The sequence below is a fragment of the Lacticaseibacillus camelliae DSM 22697 = JCM 13995 genome (assembly GCF_001436615.1).
In the GTDB taxonomy this organism is placed as follows: domain Bacteria; phylum Bacillota; class Bacilli; order Lactobacillales; family Lactobacillaceae; genus Lacticaseibacillus; species Lacticaseibacillus camelliae.
In genome coordinates, this window is the sequence record NZ_AYZJ01000027.1 from 48,914 (window position 1) to 61,239 (window position 12,326).

Here is a 12,326-nt window from a genome sequence, read left to right on the forward strand (position 1 = left end):
TCCTGAAAACCAGTTTACCCCTTTTTGAGGTGGCGTTGGCAAAACTTCACGACTTCGACGATCACAATCATCGCGACCCCCGCGCCAAGCACGGTCGCCCACTGGAAACCGTCGAGCTCGGTCACGTGGAACAAGCCGTTGAAGCCCGGCACCAGGATGGTAACCGCCAGCAGCAAGCCGCTGAGCAAAATGGCCCAGTTGAAGGTCCGATTGCGGAAGAAGCCAACGGTGAAAAGACTCTGATGAACCGACTTCACATTGAAAGCGTGGAACAGCTGAATCAGCCCCAGTGTGGCGTAGGCCATCGTGAGCGCATCGGCGTGAATCGCCGCGTTCGTGGTGTGGATCGGCCAGGTAATGGCGATGAAGTACACACCTAAAGTCAGCAGGCCTTCCAAAATGCCCTGCCAAATCACGGCCTGACCGACGCCGCCGGTGAAGAAGTTCGACTTGCGGCCGCGCGGCTTTTGTTTCATGATCCCGGGCTCGGTGGGTTCAACGCCCAGCGCGATGGCCGGGAAAGTATCGGTGACTAGGTTGATCCACAGGATGTGAACCGGCGCCAGCAGGTCCCAGCCCAGCATTGTCATCATAAACAGGGTCAGGACCTCACCCAGGTTGGCGGACAGCAGGTACTGGATGGCTTTCTGAATGTTGGAAAAGACCTTGCGCCCTTCCTCGACGGCAATCACGATGGTGGAAAAGTTGTCATCGGCCAGCACCATGTCGGAAGCGCCTTTGGACACTTCCGTCCCGGTGATGCCCATGCCGATGCCGATGTCGGCCGCCTTAAGGGCCGGCGCGTCGTTCACGCCGTCCCCGGTCATCGCGACCACCTTGCCGCGCTTCTGCCAGGCGTTCACGATCCGCACCTTGTGTTCCGGCGCCACCCGCGCGTACACCGAATACTTGTCGACATTCTTCTCAAATTCCTCATCGCTTTGCTTGTCCAGCTCAGCGCCGGTGATCACGGCCGCGTCATCCCCAGGCGCGATGATGCCTAAGCGCCCAGCAATGGCCTCGGCGGTATCCTGATGGTCACCGGTGATTATCAGCGGTCGAATGCCTGCCGCCTTCGCGTCCGCTACCGCCTTAGCGGCTTCCGGCCGTTCCGGATCGATCATGCCGACCAGGCCAGCAAAGATCAGGTCCTGCTCAATCGTGTCGGAGTTGACCGAATCTGGCAGCGTGTCCAGGTACTTATACGCGGCCCCCAGCACTCGCAGAGCCTGCTTGGCCATGCCCGTGTTTTCGCGCAGAATCGTCGCCTCATCCGCCGCGTTCATCTCGTGCACCTCGCCGCCGACCGCCAGCTGGGTGGTGCGCTTCAGCAGCTGGTCTGGCGCCCCCTTGGTCGCCACCAGGTAGCGGCCATCCGGGAGTTGGTGAATGGTGGACATCAGCTTGCGTTCGGAATCGAACGGCACCTCGGCAACTCGCGGCTCGGCCTTCAGTTCCGCCTTCAAATCAAAATTCTGTGTCTGCCCGTATGCCACCAGCGCCGTTTCGGTCGGGTCGCCAAGCAACTGCCCGTCATCTTGCATCTTGGTGTCGTTGGAAAAATTCATGATGCGCAGTAGTGGGTTTGCCGACTGCACGCCTTCTTTGGCATCGTGCAACTGACCGTCGTAGTAAACCTTTTCCACGGTCATCTTGTTTTGGGTCAGCGTGCCTGTTTTATCCGAGGCGATGATTTCCGTGGAACCCAGGGTCTCAACGGCAGGCAGCTTGCGAACCAGCGAATTCCGCTTGGCCAGCTTCTGGGTCCCCAGGGCCAAAATTACCGTGACAATGGCCGGCAGCCCTTCCGGAATCGCGGCCACGGCTAAGGAAATCGCGGTCAAGAACATTTCCGGCAGGGTCTCCGCGCCGCGCCAAACGCCCACGGCAAACACAAACGCCGCGATCACCAGGATCATGATGGTGAGGGTTTTGCCCAGTGCCTTCAGGTTTTCGGACAGCGGCGTCGTCGTTTCCTGCGCCGCGTTCAGCATGCCGGCAATGCGGCCAACTTCGGTTTGCATCCCCGTGGCGGCCACGACGCCAACGCCGCGCCCGTACGTGATGTTGGAGTTCATGAAGGCCATGTTGGTGCGGTCCCCAATGCCGATGTCATCGCCAACCAAAGGCGCTGTCTGCTTTTCTACCGGCACCGATTCGCCGGTCAAAGCCGACTCCTCGCTCTTGAGGTTGGCAGACTCCAGCAAGCGCAAATCTGCCGGCACCACGTCGCCGGCCTCCAGGAGGACAATGTCGCCGACCACCAGCTCCGAGCTGGGGATCGTCACGACCTGACCGCCGCGGCGCACGTGCGCGTTCGGCGTCGACATTTTCTGCAGCGCGTCGATGGCTTCTTCGGCCTTGCTTTCCTGGAACACCCCGAACGCGGCGTTCAAAATGACCACGGCCAAGATGATCAGGGCATCGGCCCATTCGTGGACAATGAAGCCAGAAATCAGGGCTGCAACCAGCAGCACAATGATCATGAAATCTTTGAATTGATCCAAAAAGCGCTGCAACAGCGTTTTCTTCTCGCCTTGGGCCAGAGCATTCGGCCCGTTTTGCGCCAGGCGGGTCTGCGCCTCTTGTGCGCTGAGACCTGCCTCCTCATTTGTCTGGAGCCGCTTTAGTGCTTCATCGTTCGTGATGGCGTAGAACGCCTTTTGCTCTGCCAATTAATTTTCCTCCTTTAGCGACCAACTAATTTAAGCTTACCATGTTAAGTAAAAAAATAGACTTACACTGCCTCATGGCAGCATAAGTCTCACAGTTTCAGGTCACACCAGAATTTTGCCTAGCTGATGACATGACCACGGCAAGCGCCGTTAGTTACTCCCTTATGTGTAATATAAGTATAACTAATTAACTACTTTTGAGCAAGCACTATTTCCAAAAGTCGTCGAATACGGTGATCGGCAGGTGCCGCTTGTGAGCAGACCGCTGGTACCAGCTTTCGATGGTTTCGGCGGCCTGATCGGACACGGCCTTGCCTTCCAGGTAGTCGTCGATGTCACGGTAGGAAACGCCCAACGCCACTTCGTCAGGCAGTGCCGGCCGATTCTCTTCCAGATCGGCAGTCGGCGCCTTTTCATAAAGGTGCGCCGGGGCGTCCAGCAGCTTCAAAATGCCGGCGCCTTGGCGCTTGTTCAGCCGCCACAGCGGGGTCACGTCGGCCCCGCCGTCGCCGAACTTGGTGTAGAACCCGGTGACCGCCTCAGCCGCGTGGTCAGTGCCCACCACGGCCCCACTGCGGGCACCGGCGATGGCGTACTGCGCGATCATGCGGGCGCGGGCCTTCATGTTGCCCTTGTTGAAGTCGGAAACGGTCAGCCCGTTCGCAGCCACGGCCTGTTCCATGGCGTCGACCGAATCCTTGATGTTGACGCGCATGGTTTCGTCGGCGTGCATAAAGGCGATTGCCGCCATGGCATCGGCCTCGTCGGCCTGTTCACCGTAAGGCAGGCGCACCGCAATAAACTTGTAGTCCTGGTCGCCGGTTTCCTGGCGCAGCTCGGTCATCGCCCGTTCCGCCATGGCGCCGGCAAGCGTCGAGTCCTGGCCACCGGAAATCCCTAACACATAGGTTTTCAGCGCCGGAAAGTGACTGATGTACTGCTTGAGAAAGTCGACTGAGCGCCGCAGTTCGGTTTCCGGATCAATGGTGGGCTGCACGTGAAGCGCGGCAATAATTTCTTTTTGTAATGGACGCATAATATTCTCCTTCAAAGTTGGGCCGGTATGCGGTCGCAATTTGGTTACAACTGCTGTTTTTGCACCTTGACCTTGACGTGCTTGATCAAATCCATCTTGTCATCCCACAACTGCTGAGACAAGTCAACCGGGTACTCTTGCGGGTTCAGCACTCGCGTGTACTCATCCCACAGCGAGTCGACACTTTGCAGACAGAAGGCACGGATCGCGTCGAGCGTCGGCAGCTGGTAAACCAGCTCGCCATGGTCAAAAATGGTTTGCAGCACCGGCCGGGCGTTGAAGTCCTTGACGGTTTTGTTGATGTACGGGTAGCTGGGATGGAACATGTAGAGCTCGTCTTGGCCGGCCACCTCTTCTTCGTCGCGCGCGATGAAGTCCCCTTCCGACTTGCCGTTGGAGCGCCGGGTGATCCGCCAGACCTGTTTTTTACCCGGCGTGGAAACTTTTTCGGCGTTGGAAGAAAGCTTAATGGTATCCACCATCTTGCCGCTTTCGTCTTCGATCGATACTAACTTGTACACCGCCCCGAGCGCCGGGTGGTCGTAAGCCGTGATCAGCTTGGTCCCGATGCCCCAAATATCGATTTTGGCGCCTTGCATCTTGAGGTTCTGAATCGTGTTCTCATCCAAGTCATTGGAGGCCACGATTTTGGTTTGGGTGAACCCGGCCTCGTCAAGCTGCTGGCGGACGCGCTTGGAAATGTAGGCCATGTCGCCGGAGTCGATGCGCACGCCCTGAAAATCGATCTTGTCGCCCATTTCCTTGGCCACCTTAATGGCCGCCGGCACCCCGGACCGCAGCGTGTCGTAGGTATCGACCAAAAAGGTGACGTCGTGGTTAACTTCTGCGTAGGCCTTGAAGGCCTCGTAATCGTCGCGGTAGGCCTGCACCAGCGCATGCGCGTGCGTGCCGGCAATCGGAATGCCGAACAGCTTGCCGGCGCGCACGTTGGACGTGGAATTGAACCCGCCGATGTACGCGGCGCGGGTGCCCCAAATCGCCGCAGAAGTTTCCTGCGCACGCCGGGTGCCGAACTCCATCAATGGATCATCGCCCACCACGGCCCGAATCCGCGCCGCCTTGGTCGCAACCAGCGTCTGGTAATTCAAAATGTTCAGCAGTGCCGTTTCGACGAGCTGGGCCTGAGCCAGCGGACCTTCCACCTGCATCATCGGCTCGTTGTTGAACACGAGGTCTCCTTCAACGGCTGAGCGCACCGTGCACGTGAACTTCAAATCCCGCAGATAGTCCAAAAAGCCCTGCGGATAGGGGGTGGATTCCTTCAGGTAGGCCAGGTCGGAATCGGTGAACCGCAGATGCTGTAGGTAATCGACCGCGTGCTCAAGGCCAGCAAAGACGGCAAAGCCGCTGCCGAACGGCAAGTCGCGGAAGTAGCATTCAAACACGGCGTTACGCTCCGAAATTCCTTGCTGCCAGTACGTGTACATCATGTTCAGTTCGTAAAAGTCTGTATGCAAGACTAAACTGTCGTCCGCATAATCCATTGTCTGCTCCTTTGCGCGCGGGGCTGCCGTGCGACTGTCTTGGGTAAGAATGATTTTTATTATAACAAAAAAGCGAGGCCGCTGCTTTTACGCTTGGCCTTCGCTAATCAGTCTTAACATTCAGTACCTTAGCGCTCCAGGTAGAACTCAAAGCGCTCGCCTACGTACTGGGTGCGCACGTACTCAAACGGCTTGCCATCCTGCAGGAATGAGGTCTGCCGCAGCCGCAAGATCGCATCCCCGCGCTTGATCGCCAGGTACTCCGCAATCCGCTCGGAGGCGGTCATCGCACTGACGGTTTGCTGCGCGCCGCCGAGGACGTAGCCGCCTTTTTTCTCCAGCGTGTGGTAGAAGGACTTGGTGACTTCGCTCTTGGAAAAATCCTTGACCAGATCGTACGGCACTGTGGCCACCTCAAAACTGATCGGGACATCATCCGCGAATCGGATCCGCTCCATCCGCAGCACCTGGTCCCCGTCCTTAAGCTTTAGTTTTTCACTTTCAGAAAGGGAGGGCTTGGCGACGTGATAAGAGATGGTCTTGCTCGAGGGGCGCTTGCCTTGGGCAATCATGATGTCGGTGAAGCTGGTCACACCGGACACGCGCTCTTGGACCTTTTGGTTGGCCACAAACGTGCCGGCCCCAATGCGCCGCTCCAGGATCCCCTCGTCCACCAGCGTCTGGATCGCCTGCCGCAGGGTCATCCGCGACACGTTGAAGGTAACGGCCAAATCGCGTTCACTCGGAATGCGGTCACCGATCTGCCACTTGCCAGCTTCGATTTCTTTCTTGATTTGATTGTGGATCTGAATGTATACCGGTGCTTCCATAATCTTCATCCTCCCCTGGTCTGCTAGGCCACGTCCCAATGATACCTATATTTTAACTGGTATAGACCTAAATTACAAGGGGGCGGAAAAATTGCGCCTTCAGGCCGGCGCCAGAAGTTACTCTCGGTCCTTGGCAATCGTGGCGTCGACCCCAGCGACCACTGCTGGCATAAAGCCCGCAGCCTCCATCACCAGCATCCCCGCCACCGTCGTGCCGCCGGGGCTGGCAACTTTATCGGCCAGGTCCAGCGGACTGTCCCGACTGCTGAGCACCATCTGCGCGGAACCGCTGACCGCCTGGGCCGCGATTTTGGTGGCAGCCGCCTTGGTCAGACCGTACTTCACGCCTGCGCGACTGAGCGCATCGATGAACATGTAAACAAAAGCAGGCGAGCTGCCGGCCAACGCAACAAACGTGGAAAAATCTTTTTCCGGGAGCGCGATGGTTTCGCCCAGCCGGCTCAGGAGGGCCACCACGTCAGGCAGCACTTGAGCCGCCGCCTCGTTGGCCACATACGCTGTCATGCCGGCGTTCAGCGCCACGTTGAGGTTCGGCATCACCCGCACCAACGGGACCGGCGTGTTGGCCCAAGCCGCCAGGGTCTTCAGATCAACCCCTGTCAGCAAGGACAGCACCGGAATCGGCCGCTTCACTAAAGTGTCGTGCACCTCGGCGAAGACCGGTTGGCCCAACGCCGGTGCGACCGCCAGCACCACCCAGTCGGCCGCCTCAGCCACCGCGGTGTTGCTGGCGACGGCAGTCACGCCAGTGCGCGCCGCGTAGGGCTCAAAATTTTCGGGGTGGCCGCCGTGAATGATAATATCTGAAGGCGCCAGCGCCTTCGCCTTCAGCAACCCTGCAATGATTGCCTGGGCCATGTTACCGGCCCCGATAAAACCAAGTTTCATGTGTGTTCCTCCTTCGACTGTCTTGATGCAAAAAAAGCCGCCAACCTGGCGGCCCCAAATGGAGGATCTAGGATTCGAACCTAGGAACCCGAAGGAACGGATTTACAGTCCGTCGCGTTTAGCCTCTTCGCTAATCCTCCAAGAATCTCGACACTTAGCATACAAAAAATTGCCACGCCGCGCAACGCCTTTTTGTTTTTCGTCAGGCCTGCAGCGTCACAAGCGTGCTTTGCCACTCCGCAAACCAATCGTCGCTGCGCCACTCCGTTAGCCGCCGCAGTCCGTACCCCATCGGCTGGTGGTGATACGTCGTGTGATTGGCGACCACCGGCCGATCGCGGTGATGCAGATGGCCAAACACCACATCGGCCACTTCAAACCGCTCGAGCAGCTCGCCAAGGTGGCGCGACCCCATCAGGCCAGTGGCCATCTGCCAGCGCGGATGCGCAGGGCTGTACGCCATCAACAGTGGGGTCGGCACAAAATGGGTCACGTAAATGACCCGCCGCCCTGCCGCGGCACCCAGTGCCTGCTGGGTGGTCGCAAGCACCCGCGCCATGCGTTCTTGGTCAGAAACCGGCTGGTCGATTGCCGAATCGATCCAATAAGCCCGCTTCCACTGGGCAAAATCCGCCCCGCTGGCCTGCAAGGCTGCCGGTGCCAACGAGTAGTCGTACCAGCCGTTGTTGCCGATGATCACCGTGTCAGTGCCTGGCACCGCCAAAGCTTTTTCATGGAGGTACAGGGGCGACACGGCGCTTTGGGCGGTTTGGTAAGAGACATTCTTGACTAAGTCGTGATTTCCTGCAAGGTACCGAATCGTCACGGCATTGCCCACTGCCGCTTGCAGCTGCTGGTAAAACCACAAGGTCATCGTAAAATCGTTGAAGCTGTCGCCGGCGTTCACGTAAACCTGATAGTGGTTAGCAAGCAAATAACCAGCAATTTTGGCCACTGCCACTTGGGCATCGATATGATTGACATCAAAATGATTGTCGACGCTGAAAGCTAACTTGACCATCTCGATTCCTCCTGTTCCGGCCTGCCGGATGGCGGCGCGACACCGCATGGCCTATGGTTATCTTGACGGCAATCGGCTGCCAATGTCAACTCCACCCGGCAACCCAACGCCACCTGCTCCGAGCGCGGCCACGCAATCAGGCTCAGTCATCGCCATGCGAAAAAAAGTGTCCTGAGCAGGCCAGTGATGGCCCCCAGGACACTTTTGTCAGCGAGAATCAGTTGACGCCTTGCATCAGTTTCTCGATCCGCGGCACGATGAACAACATCAGGAGGCCAAACACGACCGTCAGCGCACCGATGATACCGAAGTAAACCATTTCGGTGCCCGGGGTGTAGAAGCGCACCAGTTGGGCATTGATTGCTTGCCCGGCCGCGTCGCTCAAAAACCACATGCTCATCATCTGCGACGCGAAGGCTTTGGGCGCCAGCTTAGTCGTGACTGACAGACCGACAGGCGAGATCAACATTTCCGCGATTTCCACGATTGCCCATGACAGCACCAGCCACAGCGGTGACACCCGCGCGCTAATGCCGGAAACCATCAGCGGCAGCATCATGACCAGGTAGGACAGCCCGGCCAGCACCAACCCGTAGGAGAACTTCTTCGGCGAGCTGGGCTGCTTTTCGCCCATTTTGACCCACAAGCGGGCAAAAATCGGCCCGTAAAGTAGGATGAATAATGGGTTCAGCATCTGGAACCAGCCGGGCAAAATGTGAAGCCCGGCAAAATGCAGCTGGGTCTGGTTTGCGGCAAACACAGCCAGCACAGAAGAGCCGGACTCTTCAATCGCCCAGAAAATGACCGAGGCCAGAAACAGCGGCACATACGCCCAAACCCGGGAGTGCTCGACTTTGGTGACCTTTTTTGACCGCAGCATCATCCAGAAGTAAACGATCGGTACTGCAATAGCAAAAATGGTGATCAGGCTGATGACATTCGTCACGTTCAGCGAACCTGTCACGCCCATAATCGCAAGCAGGATCGCAACGAGCAGCACGCCAATGCCAATTTTGCCCAGCAGCGGCCGCAATTCATCCGAACTGATCGGATCCGGCGCCTGATTGTCGACCGAGTTAATGTACTTCCGGCCGTCCACCACGTAGAAAATCAAGCCCACAGCCATCCCGAAGGCGGCCAATGAAAACCCGACGTGGAAGTTGTACTTGGCCTGGAACCAAGACACGATCAGCGGTGCCAACAGTGACCCGAAGTTGATCCCCATCACGAAAATCGAAAAGCCGGAGTCGCGACGAATGTCTTTTTCGCTGTACAGGTTGCCGACCATTTCCGACACATTGGGCTTCAGCAGCCCTGTGCCCAGGACGATCAGGATGATCGAACCAAACAAGGCGGTCGCCCCTGCTGGCATGCTCAGCAGGACATGGCCGAGCATAATGAGCACGCCGCCCCAGAACACGGTCTTACGCGCACCGAGCAGGCGATCGGAGATGAAGCCGCCAATAGTGGAGCTCAGGTAGACCAGCGAGCCGTAAATCGACATGATCGACAGCGCGGTCGCCTGACTGAAGCCCAGCCCACCTTTGGCAACGGAATAATACATGTAGTAGATGAGAATGGCGCGCATCCCGTAGTACGAGAACCGTTCCCAAAATTCGGTCATCGATAGGGTCAACAGCCCACGCGGATGGCCCAGAAATTGTTTTTCTTTAGTTGGTTTTTCCATATAAAAATGCTTCCTCTCTCACTCAGCCCTAGTCAATTGCAAGAGGTTGCTGAGAATACAAGGAAACATTATAAGCGCGAATCATTATGCACTCAAACTGAATTTTTTATGTCAAACTGTTTTCTCATCGATCCTCTCATAAAGCCCCAATCGCTAAACCTTGTCGTGAATGCTTCCCGAAGATCAAGGGCGTTGAAGCGGATTCAGCCAGAGGTGTCGCATTAGGCGTTTATGAGCCTGTAAGCGCTGCGAATGAGAAAATAATATTTATTCATTTTTGCTGGAGGCCGAACTGCTGTCTGCGCTTTGTAGACTGCTGCTTGAACTCGTGCTGTCGCTACTGCTTGCTTTGGCTGCTGCCTGCGTGCGCTTGCTGTAATCGATCACGCTTTGCGGGAGTTGCCCACCGAAATCGCGCTGACCAAGCGTCTGACACTGAGTAAAGAAGTTCTTGCTGGCAGTATTATAGGCAGCCTGATCCGTCCCGACCATCGTCGTCAGCGTCGTTTGCGCCGCCTTGACATAGCTTTGCAGCGCCTTAGTCAGCGCCGGGTTGGACTGATTATCCGCGAGCTGTAACGCGATCTGGTTCAGCTTTGCTTGGCCAGTTTTCACGCTAGCTTTGATTGTCTCCGCGGACTGCTTGTAACTCGCCTGATTGAGCGGCTTGATCACCACGTCAGCGACTTTGACGTACCGCGCCTGCAATTGCTGTGTGGTATACTGTCTGCTAGTGATGACCGTCTTGGAACTACTGGACGCCGGCTTGGTGGCCTTCTTGGCACAGCCGCCAGCAGCGAACAAAACAGTCAGAAGTATTATCAAACGCCTAAATCTTTTCATGATCCGCCTCCGTTGGTCATGATTATAGCATAGAAAGGTCGTGGCACCATGGCGCTTTGGCACCTGATGTTCAATAAGCCTGCTTTCACCAAGGGCCAGGCCAAGCACATTGTCTATACGTTGCAGGACGCTGGCAATTTTGGCGGTTTTCCGATTGAAAAAATTGGGATCGTTCGCGACACTGCCGATCTGCTTTACATCGACATGCAGTTCAGAATCACCATCGGGTTGACCCAGGACACCTTCGAAAACATGTTGAAATATCTGCTGGTGCTGTCCGGGCGCCTCGACACCGCGCCGCTGTCCGTGTATTTTGCCGTTATGCAAAAAAGCTTAGACGACCTTCAGATCACCTATCAGCGGTACGAAGACCGCAGTCTGGATGTCTTTTTCTGGCAGGGCCCACCAATTGTGGCGCCTGCCGAGGATAAGGAACGTCTCAGGTTTCGGGACGATGAGCAGAGCAATCAGTAGCAGTGGGCATTGTTGGTCCAAATCTGTCCACTTTTTAGAAATTAGTCCAGTTAGAAAAAGCGGAAACCCGATTATACGGGGTTTCCGCTTTTGTGTCCTACTATAGATCCTATCAAAATGCCGTCTAAAGGATTCGAACCTTCGACCCTCGGTTTACGATACCGATGCTCTACCAACTGAGCTAAGACGGCATGAGTTTCATGACAACAAACGTAATTATACAGGAGCAAAAAGGCGGTGTAAACCCCTTTTTACGTTCTCTTTGCTCGCCCAAGGTCAGCCGGCAACTAGTCGCGTGTCTGCCGCTCTTCTACCACGGTTAGCCACACGTGCCGGTTGCCAATCATCTGGGCCAAATTAGTGCGCCTATGCTAAACTAATGCCCTGAGGAGGATTCGCATGCGAAAAAGAAGAAGCATGGTGAGAACGCTGGGCTTCACCGTTGCTGTCATCGTTAGTTTGGTGGCATGGGGCGCGAGACAGCTCAACCAGAACCAACCCGCTCAGTTCACCCCGGCTGCTCAGACGCAAAATCAGACCGGCAACTACAAGCATCTTGCGGCACTGGACTACAAAAACGGCTCAACGCCTGTCATTACCGTGGGTCATGATCACGCGCAACTAAATATGAGCGACTGGGCAGGCCCCAAAATTCTCTACGGCAACTTGGACAGTTTAAATCGCACCACCACCAACGTCGGCTATCTCAACCGGCAGACGTTGATCCATTCTGCGGGGCGGCCCAGCCAAAACTTCGAACCAACTGGCTGGCACAACCGCTACGTCATCATCGATGGCAAACGCGTCAACCGCCAAAACCGGGGGCACCTAATTGCCTACACCCTGTCAGGCAACCTCAGTGTCACTGGGCACTTTCAGGCAGGTGCCTTGGGCTCCAGCGATAATCCGAAGAACCTGGCGACACAAACAGAATTTGCCAATCAAGTCCTGATGCAGCCATACGAGGAACAGGTTCGCCAAGCCCTCGAGAACGGCGCAAAAGTCATTTACCGCGTCACGACCGTATTTCGTGGTCAAGAATTGATGCCGCGCGGATACTGGTTACAAGCTAAGTCGGATGGCGGCTTGGACTTTAATGTCTACATTTTCAACGTTCAGTCTGACATTCGTTATGATTACGCCACTGGCCGCAGCGTGATCGATCACAGCATCAATGTTCCAGAACAGTAGTCAACGCAAACGTCCAGTCGCAATTGCGACTGGACGCTTTTTGTGCTATCGAATCATCCAGAGAACAAAAAAGCCAGCCTGACGGGCTGACATTTTTAGCTCCGGATGTCAGGCTCGAACTGACGACACCCTGATTAACAGTCAGGTGCTCTACC

General features: G+C 56.3%; 10 protein-coding genes and 2 tRNA genes. 2 read left to right on the forward strand and 10 right to left on the reverse strand.

The window, feature by feature from the left end; translation table 11 throughout:
- Window positions 1-14 precede the first annotated feature (14 nt).
- The 9 genes from FC75_RS05345 to FC75_RS05385 form a co-directional block, all read right to left on the reverse strand.
- The gene (locus FC75_RS05345; protein WP_420843310.1) at window positions 15-2,648 is read right to left on the reverse strand and encodes a cation-translocating P-type ATPase; all 2,634 of its coding nucleotides are present in this window, start codon (window positions 2,646-2,648) and stop codon (window positions 15-17) included.
- Window positions 2,649-2,883: 235 nt separating this feature from the next.
- On the reverse strand, window positions 2,884-3,711 hold the full coding sequence (gene nadE / locus FC75_RS05350) for an ammonia-dependent NAD(+) synthetase (RefSeq protein ID WP_056989326.1): 828 nt from the start codon (window positions 3,709-3,711) through the stop codon (window positions 2,884-2,886).
- Window positions 3,712-3,755: 44 nt separating this feature from the next.
- Window positions 3,756-5,216, reverse strand: a complete 1,461-nt coding sequence (locus tag FC75_RS05355; RefSeq protein WP_056989327.1) for a nicotinate phosphoribosyltransferase — start codon at window positions 5,214-5,216, stop codon at window positions 3,756-3,758.
- A gap of 128 nt (window positions 5,217-5,344) precedes the next feature.
- On the reverse strand, window positions 5,345-6,046 hold the full coding sequence (locus tag FC75_RS05360) for a GntR family transcriptional regulator (RefSeq protein ID WP_056989328.1): 702 nt from the start codon (window positions 6,044-6,046) through the stop codon (window positions 5,345-5,347).
- 117 nt (window positions 6,047-6,163) lie between these two features.
- Window positions 6,164-6,955 carry a pyrroline-5-carboxylate reductase gene (gene proC, locus FC75_RS05365; protein ID WP_056989329.1) on the reverse strand — a complete coding sequence of 264 codons (792 nt, stop codon included), beginning with the start codon at window positions 6,953-6,955 and terminating at the stop codon, window positions 6,164-6,166.
- A 59-nt stretch (window positions 6,956-7,014) separates the two neighbouring features.
- Window positions 7,015-7,095, reverse strand: a tRNA-Tyr gene (locus FC75_RS05370).
- Window positions 7,096-7,157: 62 nt separating this feature from the next.
- Window positions 7,158-7,976: a metallophosphoesterase gene (locus FC75_RS05375; RefSeq protein WP_056989330.1), complete on the reverse strand. Its 819-nt coding sequence runs from the start codon at window positions 7,974-7,976 to the stop codon at window positions 7,158-7,160.
- A gap of 217 nt (window positions 7,977-8,193) precedes the next feature.
- A complete protein-coding gene (locus tag FC75_RS05380) occupies window positions 8,194-9,663 on the reverse strand; it encodes a peptide MFS transporter (RefSeq protein WP_056989331.1) in 1,470 nt (489 codons plus the stop codon).
- A 267-nt stretch (window positions 9,664-9,930) separates the two neighbouring features.
- Window positions 9,931-10,506 (reverse strand): hypothetical protein, encoded by a 576-nt coding sequence (locus FC75_RS05385; protein ID WP_156314344.1) that lies wholly within the window; start codon window positions 10,504-10,506, stop codon window positions 9,931-9,933.
- A 48-nt stretch (window positions 10,507-10,554) separates the two neighbouring features.
- Here FC75_RS05385 and FC75_RS05390 point away from each other — a divergent pair, with 48 nt between their 5' ends.
- The gene (locus FC75_RS05390; RefSeq protein ID WP_056989332.1) at window positions 10,555-10,980 is read left to right on the forward strand and encodes a hypothetical protein; all 426 of its coding nucleotides are present in this window, start codon (window positions 10,555-10,557) and stop codon (window positions 10,978-10,980) included.
- 118 nt (window positions 10,981-11,098) lie between these two features.
- Here the strand turns inward: FC75_RS05390 and FC75_RS05395 are convergent.
- Window positions 11,099-11,171 (reverse strand) — tRNA-Thr (locus tag FC75_RS05395).
- 208 nt (window positions 11,172-11,379) lie between these two features.
- Between FC75_RS05395 and FC75_RS05400 the strand changes: the two genes are divergently transcribed.
- Window positions 11,380-12,171 carry a DNA/RNA non-specific endonuclease gene (locus tag FC75_RS05400; RefSeq protein WP_082397735.1) on the forward strand — a complete coding sequence of 264 codons (792 nt, stop codon included), beginning with the start codon at window positions 11,380-11,382 and terminating at the stop codon, window positions 12,169-12,171.
- Window positions 12,172-12,326 lie beyond the last annotated feature (155 nt).